The following is a 15,581-nucleotide window of genomic DNA, read 5'->3' on the forward strand; positions in this document are numbered from 1 at the left end:
GTCCAGTCACTACTCGGCCCAGTCACCTCGCCTCGGGCATCGCACTCACGTCGAAGTCCCGGGCGAGGTCGAGTCCGACTTCTGCCAAGGCACGAATTCCGTCCGGTCTCAGGCCGGCTTGCAGCGAGTTGTCGAGCAAGCCGGCCAACGAGTATTCGGGGTCCGCTTCCAGCGCGTACGCAAGCGCGATACCAGCGAGTGGGCCGTCGCCGCGGGCATAGGAAAAGAACCCCAGAAGTGTAGCGGGAAAAGAACATTCGGGAACCGGAAGTTCGTGAGTCAAGATCGCCCACAAGGCTTCCGCGGAATCCGCGTACTCCGTGGCCGCCAGACCCATGACGGTGTCCCGGACGCGCACGTCGGACAACACCAGTGCCAGGTGCGCGCATTCTCGGGGGTCGGGAGATATCCCACGCCGCATCCGCTCGACATGCGTCAGGACTTCCTCGACCTCCCGGCGCACCTGAGCGAAGGGATCGTTCGAACAATGTGCCTCACAGCGCAGCGACGCGAGCTGTGCGCGCCCCCGGTCGATCAATGATCCGATCACCGCGTGATTGCTCGATTGCCCACGAACCGAATGCACCAACTCGCCGCGGGACGCTCTGATCACACGGCCCCCGAGGACCTGGGCAGCAGCGACAGAGGACGAGCCGGGATCGGGCAGACGGCCATACCGATCCGGGGCAAGGATGCTCATCCAGTCTCGGCCCCTGGCGATCACCGGCACGGCGAGCACATCGACGAGCTCGACGCCGTTGCCGGTCAGCATGTCGTTGAATTCCGCTGCTATGTCGAACAATTCCCCCATCGGATGGTCTCCGATCATCACCAGGATCACCGCGACGGTTCCTTCCGTCGCGCAGACTCGAACAAATTGTTCGAGAGCCGAGTGCATCGCCGGAGCAAGCTCGGACCCGATATTGGGAAAGTAGTCGTGCCTCATGATCGGTCCGAGCGTTTTAGGTGTGGTGCCCATCAGGCACAACGCGACGACGGAGTCTTCGGGACAAAATCCCATCAGCGCTGGGATCGCGGCGATCAGCTCGCCTGGTTCGGAGAGGTGTTCGGACTCTGGCGACGCCCAACTCTGCACCTGGTCGTCGGAGGATTCGAATTCGCGGGAAAACGGTGGTGTTGTCATGGAAGAACCATGGCAAGCGCGGTCGCCGCGACCCGGCGTTCGACCTGGCGAAACGTGCCACGTCACGCTCGGCTGTGGACAACCGATGTTGCTGTGGACGAATCACGAAGACAGGCGCTGATCACACGATGCGAGTCGGTGCCTCGTGCATGATTCTCAGCTACCGGCGCGAACTTTCTGAACAGCAGCGGTAAATGCCTCGTCCAGGGGCGCGGTGGACGGCTCGGTTGCACCGAATGTCATCAGCGTGACAGCAATGCGCACGTCACCGACCTGGGCCATCAACGTCAACATCGTTTGGCCACCGGTAGCCGAGGACGGTGTCGACACCGTGCGACGCAACGACAACGTTTGATCGGCATTGATCGGCGAAGGCGGCAAGATCGCGGTCGTAACCGTCGACGTCACACCGTTTGCGGTCACCTTCATCGACGTGCAATCTTCGGTCTGCGCTTCCAACGTGGTCAGGCTGGTCTCGCTCCGGGTCAGTTCCACCGAGATAGTCGATCTGCTCGCGTTGTCAGTGCCCACAGCCATCACGGTGCCTGTAGGTCCGTAATCCTGTTCGGGTGGGGCGCAGTCGGCAGGGTCGACGGTTGCTCCACGCGGAACGCCCACCAGATCCGGCGCGGCCATCGGAACAGCTTGCGCGGGAAGTACTACTGCGTCGAACGGTGGCGGAAACTCTGCCGGAGTCAGTAAGAGGTCCGCCAACGGCGCTGCCTTGGGTGAAGCGGTAGCGCTCGTTGTGGTCGCCGCAGCGGCGGGTGTCTGCCCGCCGGCGTCAGGCAAAGCCTCCCCGGGAACCGACGAGGAACACCCCGCTGCCAATCCCAGCGCGGCAACAACAGTCACGACGCCTGTGAGCCTCGACCTGCGCGATCCCCGACCGACCATCACGTGTGCCTCCGTTCGGCTGCAGCCGAATGGGAGAAATCCACCACGGCAGTACCTCATCGCTACTCTGCCATGCTCAATCTGCCGGGTCGTGGATCTCCGCCCTCTCCGCGAGAGTGTCGACCTCGGACGGCGTGCTTCGCTCTTGGCGAACGCATCCGCATCGGAATTCGGGAATGCCCGAGCACGCGGAGCGTGTTCCACCAAAGGAACCTCGGCAAAAGACGACTCGCCTGCCGACTCCACTGCGAATCGGCAACTGCCGATAGTGGACACTGGAAACAAGCACCGTGAACGAAGGGGACTGCGATGGACGACCAGTCGAAAATGTACGAGCTGGAATTCCCGGCACCGCAGTTGTCGGCTGCCGACGGCCAGGGACCGGTTCTCATCCACGGACTAGAGGGCTACTCCGACGCAGGTCATGCCGTGAAACTTGCGACGAAGCATCTGCGTGAGAGCCTCGAAACCGAACTTGTCGCGTCGTTTGCCGTGGACGAGTTGATCGACTACCGATCACGTCGTCCCACGATGACGTTCAAGGCAGATCATTTCTCGGACTACGACACGCCTTCCATCAACCTGTACGCGCTTCGTGACACGGTGGGAACGCCCTTCCTGCTGCTTGCCGGCATGGAACCCGATCTCAAGTGGGAACGGTTCACCACCGCTGTCCGCTTGCTTGCCGAACAGTTGGGCGTACGCCAGACCATCGGACTCAATGCGATCCCGATGGCAATTCCGCACACCCGTCCGTTGGGCCTGACCGCGCATTCCACGAACAAGGATCTGATCGGCGATCACCAGCGCTGGTCCGGCGAACTGCAGGTTCCCGGCAGCGCGTCGTCGCTGTTGGAATTTCGGATGAGCCAGCACGGCCACGAAGCCGTCGGTTTCTCCGTCCACGTTCCCCATTACCTCGCACAGACCGATTACCCGGCTGCGTCCGAGACCTTGCTCGAAAATGTGGCGTCGGTGTCGGGGCTCGAATTGCCGCTCGCCGCCCTCGGCGAGGCGTCGGCGCGTGTCCTCGAGCAGGTTAACGAGCACATTGCCGGGAACGAAGAAGTTCAGACTGTAGTCCACGCTCTCGAGCGCCAGTACGACACCTTCGTGACGGCGCAGGAACAGCAGGCGTCGCTGCTCGCCGGTGAGGCCGACCTTCCCAGTGGAGACGAGATCGGTGCCGAATTCGAGCGGTTCCTGGCCGAACAGGCAGGCAGTGGAGAGTTCGACACGCCGGATGACGGCGAATCCGACCGAAACTGACATCTGAGCTGCGGGATTGCGCACATCGTGCGCAATCCGCAACCTCGTCGTTACCTGAGATGTTGTTCTCGATACATCTGTCGGATAGCCTCAAATTCTGCGTGACTTTTGTTGACGGCTCAACAAATCGGGGCGATTCAGTCAACAGCGGTCACGCGCTGATACTGGAGGCGACATGAGCAGACCCCGAACGCGGCAGCTCCGGCCAGTTCCCGACGAGGAACCGCGGATGATGTTTCGGACGATTCACGGTTACCGTCGAGCTTTTCGCATTGCCGGCGAGGGCCCAGCAGTTCTGCTCCTGCACGGCATCGGCGACAACTCGTCCACGTGGACGGAGATCATCCCCCATCTGGCCAAGAACTACACCGTCATCGCCCCTGACCTTCTCGGGCACGGCCGCTCTGACAAGCCTCGTGCCGACTACTCGGTAGCGGCCTACGCCAACGGCATGCGCGATTTGCTGTCCACTCTGGGCATCGAACACGTCAGCGTGATCGGGCATTCGCTCGGCGGCGGTGTGGCGATGCAATTTGCGTACCAGTTCCCCGACATGGTCGATCGACTCGTGTTGGTCTCCACCGGCGGCATCACCAAGGACGTTCATCCGATTCTTCGGTTGATGTCGGTGCCGGTGGTAAACGAGGTTCTCAAACTCCTGCGCATTCCCGGAGCGATGCCCATCGTGCGCCTCGCCGGTACTCTCGCCGGCGCCGTCCACGGATCGAACCTGCGGCCGGGAACCATGCTGCACGACACTCCCGATCTCATTCGCGTTCTCGCCGAACTGCCCGATCCCACTGCGTACGAGGCCTACTTGCGGACGTTGCGCGCAGTGGTCGACTGGCGAGGTCAGGTCGTCACGATGCTCGATCGGTGTTATCTGACGGAGAATTTGCCGGTTCAGTTGATCTGGGGTGACGAAGATTCCGTGATTCCTGTCTCGCACGCGCACCTCGCGCATGCGGCGATGCCCAACTCCCGACTCGAAGTTTTCCGTGGATCCGGACACTTCCCTTTCCGCGACGACCCCATGCATTTCCTTCAGGTGATCGAAGAGTTCCTCGCGAGCACAGCGCCCCTCGTATTCGACGAGGCGCACTGGCGGCACATGCTCATTGCCGGGGTTGGCGAAAACACCATCACCGGTTCGTCGTCGACACGCATGGCGGTACTCGATGCGATGGGCTCCGACGAGCGCAGCGCAACCTGATCACCGCCAGCGGCTAACCTGTACAAGTGCTGCTGACGGAACTGCTCCCCGACAACGCGGATCCCGATTCCGTTTTCGACGCCTTCTTATCCTGGACAATCGAGCGTGGTTTGACGCTCTATCCTGCCCAGGAAGAGGCTGTGATGGAACTGGTCTCGGGTGCCAATGTCATTTTGGCTACCCCAACCGGTTCCGGAAAGTCGATGGTGGCGATCGGTGCGCATTTCTACGCGATGTCCCAGGGCAAACGTACGTATTACACCGCGCCCATCAAGGCGCTGGTGAGCGAGAAGTTCTTCGCCCTGTGCGAGGTGTTCGGCGCGGAGAACGTCGGCATGATGACCGGCGACGCGGCCGTCAACTCGTCGGCTCCCATCATCTGTGCCACAGCGGAGATCGTCGCGAATCTCGCGTTGCGCGAGGGACCCGATTCCGACATCGGCCAGGTGGTGATGGATGAGTTCCATTTCTACTCCGAACCGGACCGTGGGTGGGCGTGGCAGGTTCCGCTGATCGAACTGCCGCACGCCCAGTTCTTGCTGATGTCGGCAACTCTGGGCGAAGTGGACTTCTTCTCCCAGGACCTCACGCGTCGCACCGGCAAGCCCACCACCGTCGTCTCCGGTACCGAACGCCCTGTCCCCCTGATGTTCTCGTACGCCACCACCCCGGTCGGTGAGACCATCGAAGAGTTGGTCACCACCAACCAAGCTCCCGTGTACATCGTGCACTTCACGCAGGCAGCAGCTCTCGAACGAGCGCAAGCGCTCACGAGCGTCAACTTCTGCTCCAAAACGGAGAAGGAAGCAATTGCCGAGGCGCTCGGCGGATTTCGCTTCACAACAGGATTCGGCAAGACCCTCTCCCGGTTGGTCCGCCACGGCATCGGCGTTCACCATGCCGGCATGCTGCCCAAGTACCGACGGCTCATCGAGGTACTGGCTCAGGACGGCCTGCTCAAGGTCATCTGCGGCACCGACACCCTCGGCGTCGGCATCAACGTCCCGATCCGCACCGTGTTGCTGACCGGTCTCGCCAAATACGACGGCGTCCGCACCCGCCACCTGAAGGCTCGTGAGTTCCATCAGATCGCGGGTCGCGCCGGTCGGGCCGGTTACGACACGATGGGCACCGTCGTCGTGCAGGCACCCGAACACGAGGTGGACAATCTGCGAGCAGTTGCCAAGGCGGGCGACGATCCGAAGAAGATCAAGAAGATTCAACGCAAGAAGGCTCCCGAAGGGTTTGTGTCCTGGAGCGAAGCGACGTTCGACCGGCTGGTTGCGGCATCACCGGAACCCTTGGTGTCGCGGTTCTCCGTCAGCAACTCCATGCTGCTCAATGTTATTGCTCGACCGGGCAATTGCTTCGACGCGATGCGACATCTGCTGGAGGACAACCACGAATCGCGTCCGGCGCAACGCAAGCACATCCTCAAAGCGGTCTCGCTGTACCGCGGATTGCTGAGCGCCGGCATTGTCGAGCGCCTCGACGAACCCGACGAGCACGGCCGGATGGCGCGGTTGACGATGGACTTACAGCGCGACTTCGCCTTGAATCAGCCGCTCTCGCCGTTTGCACTGGCCGCGTTCGAACTCCTCGACGTCGAATCCGATACGTACGCACTCGATGTCGTGTCCATCATCGAATCGACGCTCGACGACCCCCGTCAGGTATTGATGGGCCAGCAGCACTTCGCCCGCGGTGAGGCTGTTGCGCAGATGAAGGCCGACGGTATCGAGTACGAGGAGCGCATGGAACTCCTCGAAGAGGTCACCTGGCCGAAACCGTTGGCCGAGTTACTGTTCCCTGCCTTCGAGATGTACCGCGGCGGTCATCCGTGGATCACCGAATTTGCGCTCTCCCCCAAATCCGTCGTGCGCGACATGATCGAACGCGCGATGACCTTTGCCGAATTGATCAGCCACTACGGCCTCACACGCTCCGAAGGACTGGTTCTGCGTTACCTTGCGGACGCCTACCGGGCGCTGCGCCAGACCGTGCCCACCGAGGCCCGTACCGAAGAACTCGAAGACATCATCGAGTGGCTGGGTGAATTGATCCGACAGGTCGACTCGAGCCTGCTCGACGAGTGGGAGTCTCTCACCGACCCAGGAGCCGAAGCCGACACCGAAGAGGTTGCATTCGGCGCCGATATTCCCCGGCCGATCTCGGCCAACCCGCGGGCGTTCCGCGTCATGGTGCGCAACGCGATGTTCCGTCGGATCGACCTTGCGTCGCGGCGGCAGTGGAACGAACTGGAAAACCTCGACGACGGTATCGACGCCGCCGAGTGGGAAGAGCAGCTACTCCCCTACTTCGAGGAGTACAACTCGATCGGAACGGGGCCGTCAGCGCGTGGGCCGGCGTTGTTCCAGGTAGTCGAGGAAGGTGAGTTCTGGCGAGTGCGTCAGGTGCTCGAGGACCCGGAGGGTGATCACGGCTGGGCGCTGCTCGGCGTCGTCGACATCCCGGAGTCCGACGCGTTGGGTGAAATCGTGTTCGACGAGCTCAGCATCGTCGAGGGCTAGCACTGCTGTGCGCCTTTGTTAACCGCCCGCGGTTGACAAAGGCGCACAGCAGGCTCAGCCGCGGCGTGCCTTGCGCGGCTGATTGCGACGCGACGCGCGCTTTTCCTTGATACGAAGGTTTTCAGCGCGCACCTCCGCTTGCAGTGCGCGTTCTTTCTCCAGCCACTCGGGCTTTTCTTCCAGCAGGGCAGCAACCTGATCCGTGGTGAGTGCCTCTTCGACGCCGCCGCGAGCAAGACCGGCGATGGAGATGCCCAGCTTTGCGGCAATGACCTGCTTCGGGTGCGGGCCGGTGCGGCGCAGTTCCAGCAGCCACTCCGGGGCTTCGGTCTGAAGCGCGGTCAGTTCTTCACGGGTCACGTCGCCTTCCTGGAACTCTTTCGGTGTTGCTTCCAGGTACACACCCAGCTTCTTGGCAGCCGTCGTCGGCTTCATCGTCTGGGGCGTTTTGTTCGACGTCATGCGTCAAGAGTAGCCAGCCATCGCGTCACGTTTTACCAAGGCGGTAGCCTTGGCGGGTGAGCAACGCGGATAGTCCGGCAATTTTTCGACTCGCGTATGCCCCCGGGGTAACGCCGACCAAGTGGATTCGGGTGTGGCACGAGCGGCTTCCCGACGTCCGTCTGGAGTTGGTCCAGTTTCCGGTTCTCGAGGTTGTCGCAGCGCTGCGGGCGGGAGAGGCCGACGCCGGTCTGGTCCGCTTGCCGATCGATCGCACCGAACTCAGCGCGATCTCCCTGTATGCGGAGACACCCGTCGTGGTGATCCCCAAAGATCATGTGTTCACCGCTGTAGAACAGATTTCCGTGGCCGATCTGGATGAGGAGATTGTGCTCAATCCTCTCGAGGACACCCTCGAGTGGACGACCCGTCCGGGTAAAGCGGCGGCTCAGCGGCCGGCAACGATCGCCGACGCCATCGAGTTGGTTGCGGCGGGCATCGGCGTTGTCGTTGTTCCGCATTCGGTGGCGCGGTTGCACCATCGCAAGGATCTGACCTTCCGTCCGGTTGCCGGCGCTCCCGAGTCTCCGATCGCCTTGGCATGGTTGGAGTCCAAGACCACAGAATTGGTCGAAGAACTCATCGGCATCGTGCGCGGACGTACTGCTCAGAGTTCACGCGGACGCAACGGTCAACCCGCCGAGAAGATCAAGGGTTCGGTCAAGGCCAAGCAAGCGGCAAAGGAACGCCGGGCCGAGGCGGCCAAAGCCGACCACAAAGCCAAGAGTGCCGGAACGGCAAAAAGTGTTTCGGGCCGCAACACCAGCGGCGGTAAGGCGAAGGCCGGTGGCAAGGCGGGCAGCGGCAAGTCCGGCGGCACCAAGAGTTCGGGTGGCCGGTTCACGGGTAAACCGAAGGGCCGCTAGCGGGGAGTTCCTCCAACTCACCTCGCATTCCGGAGTTCTGCGCGCATGATGGAGTTATGACTTCGGTTGATTCGACGGTCCTGGCAGAACTGATCGCGGCACTGCCGGACGGTGCGCTCGTCAGCGATCCGGACCTGACGGCTGGTTACCGGCAGGACTGGGCAGCAGATCCGAATGCCGGTACCCCTTTGGCTGTTGTCCGGGCCACCTGCACCGAAGACATCCAGGCTGTGATGCGCTGGGCAACCGAATACCGAGTTCCCGTAGTTCCGCGTGGTGCCGGTTCAGGACTCTCCGGTGGTTCGAGTGCCGTCGACGGCTGTGTCATGGTCAGCACCGAGAAGATGCGTCAGATCATGATCGATCCCGTGGCTCGCGTCGCTGTCACGCAGCCGGGTCTGATGAATGCCGAGGTCAAGAACGCTGCCGCTGAGCACGGGCTTTGGTATCCACCGGATCCGTCGTCGTTCGAGATCTGTTCCATCGGTGGCAATGCCGCTACCAACGCCGGCGGACTCTGTTGTGTGAAATATGGCGTCACCACCGACTATGTGCTTGCCCTGAAGGTGGTACTCGCCGACGGCACCGCGGTGTCACTGGGTGGTCCGCTACTGAAAGATGTTGCCGGACTTTCACTCACGAAACTATTTGTCGGCAGCGAAGGCACTCTGGGCATCATCACGGAACTGACGTTGCGCCTCATTCCCGCTCAGCCCCCGGCGTCGACGGTGGTGGCATCATTCGATTCTGTCGAGGAAGCTGCGGACGCAGTGTTGGCTATTACCGGCAACATTCGGCCGGCAATGCTCGAGTTCATGGACCATGCCAGCATCAATGCCGTCGAGGATTCGGTCCGGATGGGACTCAACCGGAAGGCTCGAGCACTGATTCTGGCCCAATCCGATGCGCCAGGCGCCGCTGGCGTGCTCGAGATCGAGAGCATTGTCGCGGCGTGTGAAAACAACGGGGCTACCGAAGTTTTCGCGACAGACGACAAGGCAGAGGGTGATGCTTTCACTGCGGCCCGGCGGGCGGTGTTTCCTGCCGTTCAAGCGTTGGGGAATCTGCTCCTCGAAGATGTCGGAGTTCCGATGCGAGCATTGCCGCGATTGATCACCGGGGTGGAAGCAATCGCCGCGGACCTGGATGTCCTTATCTGCACCGTCGCGCACGCCGGCGACGGAAACACTCATCCTCTGATCGTGTTCGATCCATCTGATCCCGATATGACCGAGCGCGCCCAGATCGCATTCGGTCGGGTCATGGATCTCGCAATTGCACTGGGCGGCACCATCACCGGCGAGCATGGAGTGGGCCGAATCAAGCGCGACTGGTTGCCGGCTCAGCTGGGTGAGGACGTGATGGCTCTCAATCGGAAGATCAAAGATGCGCTCGATCCCCTGGGGATTCTCAATCCCGGCGCGGTCCTGGTCCTCGGCGACTGACTGCCGCTGCCGGATCGACGTTGGAGATGTCATTGAGTGATCGTCTGCCCCGGCGCCACGGATTTCACCACCTCCGCCAACTGGCCGAACCCTTCGGCGCGGCCGCTGGACGAGCGGAACACAAGTCCGATAGTCCGGCCGGGTGCCGGCGCCGTGAATGTCGCTGTAGCGAGTTCACCTCTCCGACTCTCCACCGGCACAGCCGATTCAGGGACCAAGGTCACACCGAGGCCGCCGGCAACACACTGCACGATCGTCGCCAAGGATGTTGCCCGGGTATCCCCGGAGAGCGGATGGGCGTCGACGGAGCGGCACAGATCGAGCGTCTGGTCCCGCAGGCAATGCCCGTCGTCGAGAAGCAGCAAGGGCAGTTCGTCGAGGACGTCTGCGGTGAGATCGTCCCGCCCGGCCAACGGGTGGCCGACTGGGACGACAAGAACAAAATCCTCGTCGTAGAGCGGTATCTCGATCAGCCCAGGCGCACCGGCGGGTAGCGCGAGCAGGGCCAGATCGAGGGCACCCGATCGCAGTGAGTCGAGCAGGCGTGCGGTTTGGTCCTCGATGACGTGAGGGGCAACCGTCGGCATGGATGCCCGCAATGCCGGCAGCAGTGACGGCAGAATGTACGGCGCGACAGTGGGAATCAGCCCGATCCGAAGTGGCCCGGCCAATCGATCCCCTATTCCGGCGGCGCTCGCGACAAATCCGTCGGCGGCTTCGAGGATCAGCTTCGCTTGGCTGAGGAGCCGCTGACCGTCGCCGGTGACGAGGACGCGTCGGGTACTGCGTTCGATCAATTGCACGCCGAGGCCCGATTCGAGCGCGGCCAACGCCTGCGAGAGTGTGGGTTGGCTCACACTCAAACGTGCTGCAGCGGTGCCGAAGTGGCGATGTTCCGCCACCGAGACGAAGGCACGCAGCTGTGACAAGGAAGGTTGATAAGTCTGATCAGCCATGCCTATCAGTGTAGTGCCACCTATCACCTTTACCTTTTGACCACTTTGATGCAGAATGGACTCATACCAAAAAGCGCCGGTCATGCACCACGACGGTGAGACCCGCTTCGGCGGTATCGAGAACTTTCGATCACAGTCATTCGTGATCGTGCGTGTGAGAAAAACCTGTTCACAAGACAAGTAGGAGGACGAGACATATGGCTCTGCTGACAATCGGCGACCAGTTCCCGGCATACAACCTGAAGGCCGTTATCGGCGGCGACCTCTCCAAGGTCGACGCTCAGCAGCCCGACGACTACTTCACTCAGATCACGAGCGACGATTACGCCGGCAAGTGGCGCATCGTCTTCTTCTGGCCCAAGGACTTCACGTTCGTGTGCCCCACGGAGATCGCAGCATTCGGCAAGCTGAACGACGAGTTCGCAGACCGCGACGCACAGGTTCTCGGCGCTTCCGTCGACAACGAGTTCGTTCACTTCCAGTGGCGTGCACAGCACGACGAGCTCAAGACACTCCCCTTCCCGATGCTCTCGGACCTCAAGCGCGAGCTTGCCGAGGCCACCGGCGTCCTCAACGCTGACGGCGTTGCAGACCGCGCGACGTTCATCGTCGACCCCAACAACGAGATCCAGTTCGTCTCCGTCACAGCCGGTTCCGTCGGCCGTAACGTCGACGAGGTTCTCCGCGTTCTCGACGCTCTGCAGAGCGACGAGCTGTGCGCCTGCAACTGGAAGAAGGGCGACCCGACGATCAACGCCGGCGAGCTGCTGAACGCGAGCGTCTGATCATGAGCGTCGACAACCTGAAAGATTCGCTTCCCGAGTACGCCAAGGATCTCAAGCTCAACCTGAGTTCCATTGCGCGCACCACGGTTTTGAACGAGCAGCAGCTGTGGGGCACCCTCCTCGCAACCGCGGCTGCCACCAAGTCGGCGACCACGCTCAAGGAGATCGCAGCCGAGGCGGCAGACAATCTGTCCGCTGAGGCGTACAACGCAGCGCTCGGTGCAGCGGCGATCATGGGCATGAACAACGTCTTCTACCGCACCAAGGGCTACCTTGACGGTAAGTACGACGACCTTCGTGCGGGCCTGCGGATGAACATCATCGGCAACCCGGGCGTCGACAAGGCCGACTTCGAATTGTGGTCGCTCGCGGTTTCCGCGATCAACGGCTGCAACCATTGCCTCGAAGCTCACGAGAACACCCTCCGTCAGGAAGGCGTTTCCCGCGAGGTCATCTTCGAAGCGATCCGTGCCGGTTCCATCGTCATGGGTGTCGCGCAGGCTGTCGAGGCCAACGAGATCCTCTCTGCCGCACAGGTCTGATCTCAGACCGACGCAGTAGTCGACTAAACCCTCCCCACCTTCCATGGTGGGGAGGGTTTAGTCGTTTTTCCTGCGCGCTACTGTGGACCGATGGGCATCGAAGTGAGTGTGGTCCGGGTTTTCACGGACGAAAACGGCAAGCACGGCAACCCACTCGGGATTGTCGACGCTTCACTGGTCGCACTATCCGAACGGCAAGAAGTCGCCGAGGCGCTCGGGTACAGCGAAACGATTTTTGTCGATCTCCCCGATGTGGGCGCCACACGAGCGAGCGCCCAGATCTTCACTTCGGCAGCAGAACTCCCCTTTGCCGGCCATCCCACGGTCGGCCTCACGTGGTGGCTGCACGAGCAGACTCGACCGGTGACAACACTGGGCGTGCCAGCCGGCGAACTCGATGTACGCCGTAGCGGCAACCTCACGTGGGTTCGCGCCCGCGCCGAGTGGGCGCCGGAGTTTGCTCTCTACCCCCTAGAAACGGTGGACGACGTGATCGACGCCGTTCCGTCGGACTACGAAACCGACCACTCCTACCTCTGGGCGTGGCAGGACAAACTCGAATCTTCCATTCGCTCACGTATGTTCGCACCGGAAATGGGAATCCCCGAGGACGAAGCTACCGGCTCGGCAGCGCTGCGCATCACCGATCACCTCCGGAAATCACTTCGGATCACTCAGGGACGGGGATCAATCCTGCACACCACTTACTCAACCGATGGGTGGCTGGAGGTAGGCGGACGCGTGGTTGCCGAGCAGTCACGAACTTTGTGACTGCCCTGCCGGATTCCGTCCTGCCTCGAGGTCTGCGGCGCTGAGCGTCACGGCAATTTCGTCGCCGAGTGCGACTCCGGGTGCGAGGGGCAGTTGATCGCCACTCCAGAACTTGCCGGGGTCGAACCAGTTGATGCGTCGGTTCCCGACCATCAGACCCATTGCCTCGTACGTCTGCGCGACAACTTCGGCACAGTAGGCGCTTTCGATGCCGGACGCCGGTGCTTCGGGCTTCTTCCGGAACTTGGGTACGCGCCCACCGAACCAGCGTGATGCAAGCTTGGCGGTGGAGGGAAACGGCGTGCCGTCCAAGCGGGCAATGGTGCGCAGCAACGCATCCTCTTGTTCACGCGTGACCGGAGTGTCGAGTTGCCGCAGCCAGCCCTGCTGACCGTACTTGGCTCCCCACACCTGTACAGCGGCCTTCAGATCGTGCAACTGCACGCCGCGCTGGAAACGACCGGTCCACATGTCCTGCAACGAATGACCGAGCTCCGCGTGCCACATGAGCGGTGGCAGATCGTCGATCACCACCGACATCCCGACGTGATTCACCGGGCTGTTGGTGAGCGTCTGAATTGCCTTGTCGGCCGTGGAATCTCCACGAAAGATCCAGATATCGCCAGTGCGGGTGACACTGGCAGCCTCGTCGAGAGTCACCTGAGAGCGCGATCGTCTGTCCATAACCTCTAGCCTAGAGGGATGACACTTCGCGCCTCGCACGTATGGAAGCTCGTCGGCCTCGCCGGCGCTATGGGGGTCGCGGCCACCGGCGTACTCGCCGTGCGGAATGAACGTGCGCGTCGGGCATACTCCCCCGACGAGATTCGCTCCGTCCTCCACGAGCGATACACGCAGGCGTATGCCAGGGCGTCGGAGCAGGACACCATCGAACTGGAACCGGTCCCGAGCACACTGCGGCGCCGGATGAAGAAAATCTTCCGACGCCGCAGCTAGTTCGAAAATTTATCCGAGAGCGGCGAGGATTCCCGCAGCCATCTCGGCCACCTGATCGTCCGTCATCACGAAGGTCGGGGAAATCTGCATAGCTCCCTGACCTGCCGCGCGACCCGAGATTCCGTGCTCGCGCAACGTCTTCACGAACGGCAGTGCCTCGGCCGGGTCTGCCAACTGGACTGCGGCGACGGCGCCCAGTCCACTGCGGACCTCGGATACTCGCGGGTGCTCGGCCAGCGGCTGCAGGTGTGTGTGCAACGACGCCTCGAGCCGCTTGGAATCGGCGAGCAGTTTCTCACGCTCGAGGATGTCGAGGTTTGCCATGGCGGCAGCTGCCGCTCCGGCGTGCCCACCGTAGGTGTAACCGTGACGCCACCAAGCGCCGTTGTAGAACGGCTCGGCGACGCGAGGTGCGATGAACACGGCGCCCATCGGAACGTATCCGGACGTCAAACCCTTTGCGGTGGTCATCATGTCGGGCTGCAGATCGAAACGGGTCGAGGCGAACCACTCGCCACCGATACGTCCGAAGCCGGTGACAACCTCGTCGACCACAAACAGAATGTCGTGTTCACGGCAGATGTCACGAACCTCGGCCAGGTAGCCCTCCGGCGGAAGGTACACGCCGCCGGCACCGATGATGGGCTCGGCGAAGAAGGCGGCGATCTTGTTCGCGCCGACCTTCTCGATCAGATCGAGGAGGCTCTTGGCGTCGTCCCAGCCGACGGTGGCAGCATCGGCCATCAGCTCGCCGTACCCCTCACGATTGACTGGAATGCCGGCGAGAGCTGTTCCCGCAACATGCATTCCGTGGTAAGCCTTCTGGCGTCCGACGATGATGTTCTTGTCGGGCTGACCGACCTCGTGCCAGTACCGCCGCGCCAGCTTCGCTGCGGTGTCGACGGAATCGGAACCACCCGAGGTGAAGAAGATCTTGCTACCGGGAACCGGCGCGATCTTCGCGAGACGCTCGGCCAATGCCTGTGTGGTTTCGGGGACGAAATCACCGAAGTTGGAAAAGTGAGCGATCTTCGACAGCTGAGCGGCAACGGCGTCGGCGATCTCGGTGCGGCCGTGGCCCACGTTCGTGAACCAGAGCCCGGCAGTTGCGTCGAGGTATCGATTATCCTGCGAGTCCCAGATGTACGCGCCTTCACCGCGAGAAACGACAAATGCGCCGTTCTTCTCGACCGCGCCCATATCCGCGAACCCGTGCCACAGTGCCGAAGCCATCATTTTCCCCTTCGAGTCCAAACGAATACCAACGATGCTGGTGTGCAAACGATGTGCAGCAACTATATCGACACCACAAATCTGCCCCCGAGCGATGCTGCCCAGCGTGGGCGTCCCCGTACCGGGCACGTAATCTCATCACCATGACTTTTGCCGAGAATCTTGCCGCCCTCCCATCGATCGATCACCTCGCCGCCATCAACGTGCTCGACGCCGACGGCACGGTCATCGACACCGTGGAGAACAAGCCGGGCAAGTCCGGTTCGGTCAAGGTCTACAACCACTTGGCGCAGGTCTACGGCGCAATCACCCCTGAAGCCGCAACAGCTGCACTGGCAATCTTTGCCGAGCACACCGAAGATGCGCGCGCGAATCCGGGCAAGCACCCCAACATCGACCGCCTCGATCAGGTTCTTGCCACCGGCAACACCCTCGGACTTCAGGAAGTTCCAGCGCAGTAGCGGGCGCGCA

At 62.0% G+C, this 15,581-nt stretch carries 16 protein-coding genes; 10 read left to right on the top strand and 6 right to left on the bottom strand.

Annotated elements, in window-relative coordinates; translation table 11 throughout:
• Positions 1 to 22: 22 nt before the first annotated feature.
• The gene (locus ACFRFQ_RS19605) at positions 23 to 1,144 is read right to left on the bottom strand and encodes a DUF4192 domain-containing protein (RefSeq protein ID WP_378661051.1); all 1,122 of its coding nucleotides are present in this window, start codon (positions 1,142 to 1,144) and stop codon (positions 23 to 25) included.
• A 156-nt stretch (positions 1,145 to 1,300) separates the two neighbouring features.
• Positions 1,301 to 1,999, bottom strand: coding sequence for a sensor domain-containing protein (locus tag ACFRFQ_RS19610; RefSeq protein WP_378661054.1), 699 nt, complete (start codon positions 1,997 to 1,999; stop codon positions 1,301 to 1,303).
• Positions 2,000 to 2,350: 351 nt separating this feature from the next.
• Between ACFRFQ_RS19610 and ACFRFQ_RS19615 the strand changes: the two genes are divergently transcribed.
• From ACFRFQ_RS19615 to ACFRFQ_RS19625, 3 genes are all read left to right on the top strand, one after another.
• Positions 2,351 to 3,310: a proteasome assembly chaperone family protein gene (locus tag ACFRFQ_RS19615; RefSeq protein WP_138868189.1), complete on the top strand. Its 960-nt coding sequence runs from the start codon at positions 2,351 to 2,353 to the stop codon at positions 3,308 to 3,310.
• Between the two features lie 175 nt (positions 3,311 to 3,485).
• Positions 3,486 to 4,523 (top strand): alpha/beta fold hydrolase, encoded by a 1,038-nt coding sequence (locus ACFRFQ_RS19620; RefSeq protein WP_378661057.1) that lies wholly within the window; start codon positions 3,486 to 3,488, stop codon positions 4,521 to 4,523.
• A gap of 26 nt (positions 4,524 to 4,549) precedes the next feature.
• Entirely contained in the window at positions 4,550 to 7,054 is a 2,505-nt protein-coding gene (locus ACFRFQ_RS19625; protein ID WP_378661060.1) for a DEAD/DEAH box helicase, read from the top strand.
• A 54-nt stretch (positions 7,055 to 7,108) separates the two neighbouring features.
• On the opposite strand, the gene ACFRFQ_RS19630 is transcribed toward ACFRFQ_RS19625, so the two are convergent.
• Positions 7,109 to 7,516 (bottom strand): DUF5997 family protein, encoded by a 408-nt coding sequence (locus tag ACFRFQ_RS19630; protein WP_033234799.1) that lies wholly within the window; start codon positions 7,514 to 7,516, stop codon positions 7,109 to 7,111.
• Positions 7,517 to 7,572: 56 nt separating this feature from the next.
• Between ACFRFQ_RS19630 and ACFRFQ_RS19635 the strand changes: the two genes are divergently transcribed.
• Entirely contained in the window at positions 7,573 to 8,421 is an 849-nt protein-coding gene (locus tag ACFRFQ_RS19635) for a LysR substrate-binding domain-containing protein (protein ID WP_378661064.1), read from the top strand.
• Between the two features lie 56 nt (positions 8,422 to 8,477).
• Positions 8,478 to 9,866, top strand: a complete 1,389-nt coding sequence (locus ACFRFQ_RS19640) for an FAD-binding oxidoreductase (RefSeq protein ID WP_378661067.1) — start codon at positions 8,478 to 8,480, stop codon at positions 9,864 to 9,866.
• A 29-nt stretch (positions 9,867 to 9,895) separates the two neighbouring features.
• Here ACFRFQ_RS19640 and ACFRFQ_RS19645 read toward each other — a convergent pair whose 3' ends face one another.
• On the bottom strand, positions 9,896 to 10,822 hold the full coding sequence (locus tag ACFRFQ_RS19645) for a LysR substrate-binding domain-containing protein (protein WP_378661070.1): 927 nt from the start codon (positions 10,820 to 10,822) through the stop codon (positions 9,896 to 9,898).
• Positions 10,823 to 11,019: 197 nt separating this feature from the next.
• Here ACFRFQ_RS19645 and ACFRFQ_RS19650 point away from each other — a divergent pair, with 197 nt between their 5' ends.
• From ACFRFQ_RS19650 to ACFRFQ_RS19660, 3 genes are all read left to right on the top strand, one after another.
• Positions 11,020 to 11,607 carry a peroxiredoxin gene (locus ACFRFQ_RS19650; RefSeq protein ID WP_033234808.1) on the top strand — a complete coding sequence of 196 codons (588 nt, stop codon included), beginning with the start codon at positions 11,020 to 11,022 and terminating at the stop codon, positions 11,605 to 11,607.
• A gap of 2 nt (positions 11,608 to 11,609) precedes the next feature.
• Positions 11,610 to 12,149, top strand: a complete 540-nt coding sequence (locus tag ACFRFQ_RS19655) for a carboxymuconolactone decarboxylase family protein (RefSeq protein WP_378661074.1) — start codon at positions 11,610 to 11,612, stop codon at positions 12,147 to 12,149.
• A 90-nt stretch (positions 12,150 to 12,239) separates the two neighbouring features.
• The gene (locus tag ACFRFQ_RS19660) at positions 12,240 to 12,920 is read left to right on the top strand and encodes a PhzF family phenazine biosynthesis protein (protein ID WP_378661077.1); all 681 of its coding nucleotides are present in this window, start codon (positions 12,240 to 12,242) and stop codon (positions 12,918 to 12,920) included.
• Here the strand turns inward: ACFRFQ_RS19660 and ACFRFQ_RS19665 are convergent.
• Positions 12,906 to 13,604, bottom strand: coding sequence for a hypothetical protein (locus tag ACFRFQ_RS19665; protein WP_378661080.1), 699 nt, complete (start codon positions 13,602 to 13,604; stop codon positions 12,906 to 12,908). The two genes, ACFRFQ_RS19660 and ACFRFQ_RS19665, sit on opposite strands and share 15 nt — an antisense overlap.
• Before the next feature lie 18 nt (positions 13,605 to 13,622).
• On the opposite strand from ACFRFQ_RS19665, the gene ACFRFQ_RS19670 reads away from it, so the two are divergent.
• Positions 13,623 to 13,877 (top strand): hypothetical protein, encoded by a 255-nt coding sequence (locus tag ACFRFQ_RS19670; RefSeq protein WP_138868175.1) that lies wholly within the window; start codon positions 13,623 to 13,625, stop codon positions 13,875 to 13,877.
• Between the two features lie 9 nt (positions 13,878 to 13,886).
• Here the strand turns inward: ACFRFQ_RS19670 and ACFRFQ_RS19675 are convergent, their stop codons facing one another.
• The gene (locus tag ACFRFQ_RS19675; protein WP_378661084.1) at positions 13,887 to 15,113 is read right to left on the bottom strand and encodes an aspartate aminotransferase family protein; all 1,227 of its coding nucleotides are present in this window, start codon (positions 15,111 to 15,113) and stop codon (positions 13,887 to 13,889) included.
• 140 nt (positions 15,114 to 15,253) lie between these two features.
• Between ACFRFQ_RS19675 and ACFRFQ_RS19680 the strand changes: the two genes are divergently transcribed.
• Complete coding sequence (locus ACFRFQ_RS19680; protein WP_138868173.1) at positions 15,254 to 15,571, top strand: DUF2322 family protein; 318 nt, start codon at positions 15,254 to 15,256, stop codon at positions 15,569 to 15,571.
• Positions 15,572 to 15,581: the final 10 nt, after the last annotated feature.

The organism is Rhodococcus sp. NPDC056743, from assembly GCF_042790355.1.
In the GTDB taxonomy this organism is placed as follows: Bacteria; Actinomycetota; Actinomycetes; order Mycobacteriales; family Mycobacteriaceae; genus Rhodococcus_F.

Coding starts and splice junctions, on each gene's coding strand:
- ACFRFQ_RS19605 (WP_378661051.1), bottom strand. CDS start 1,144: ATGACAACACCACCGTTTTCCCGCGAATTCGAATCCTCCGACGACCAG.
- ACFRFQ_RS19615 (WP_138868189.1), top strand. CDS start 2,351: ATGGACGACCAGTCGAAAATGTACGAGCTGGAATTCCCGGCACCGCAG.
- ACFRFQ_RS19620 (WP_378661057.1), top strand. CDS start 3,486: ATGAGCAGACCCCGAACGCGGCAGCTCCGGCCAGTTCCCGACGAGGAA.
- ACFRFQ_RS19630 (WP_033234799.1), bottom strand. CDS start 7,516: ATGACGTCGAACAAAACGCCCCAGACGATGAAGCCGACGACGGCTGCC.
- ACFRFQ_RS19640 (WP_378661067.1), top strand. CDS start 8,478: ATGACTTCGGTTGATTCGACGGTCCTGGCAGAACTGATCGCGGCACTG.
- ACFRFQ_RS19645 (WP_378661070.1), bottom strand. CDS start 10,822: ATGGCTGATCAGACTTATCAACCTTCCTTGTCACAGCTGCGTGCCTTC.
- ACFRFQ_RS19650 (WP_033234808.1), top strand. CDS start 11,020: ATGGCTCTGCTGACAATCGGCGACCAGTTCCCGGCATACAACCTGAAG.
- ACFRFQ_RS19655 (WP_378661074.1), top strand. CDS start 11,610: ATGAGCGTCGACAACCTGAAAGATTCGCTTCCCGAGTACGCCAAGGAT.
- ACFRFQ_RS19660 (WP_378661077.1), top strand. CDS start 12,240: ATGGGCATCGAAGTGAGTGTGGTCCGGGTTTTCACGGACGAAAACGGC.
- ACFRFQ_RS19665 (WP_378661080.1), bottom strand. CDS start 13,604: ATGGACAGACGATCGCGCTCTCAGGTGACTCTCGACGAGGCTGCCAGT.
- ACFRFQ_RS19670 (WP_138868175.1), top strand. CDS start 13,623: ATGACACTTCGCGCCTCGCACGTATGGAAGCTCGTCGGCCTCGCCGGC.
- ACFRFQ_RS19675 (WP_378661084.1), bottom strand. CDS start 15,113: ATGATGGCTTCGGCACTGTGGCACGGGTTCGCGGATATGGGCGCGGTC.
- ACFRFQ_RS19680 (WP_138868173.1), top strand. CDS start 15,254: ATGACTTTTGCCGAGAATCTTGCCGCCCTCCCATCGATCGATCACCTC.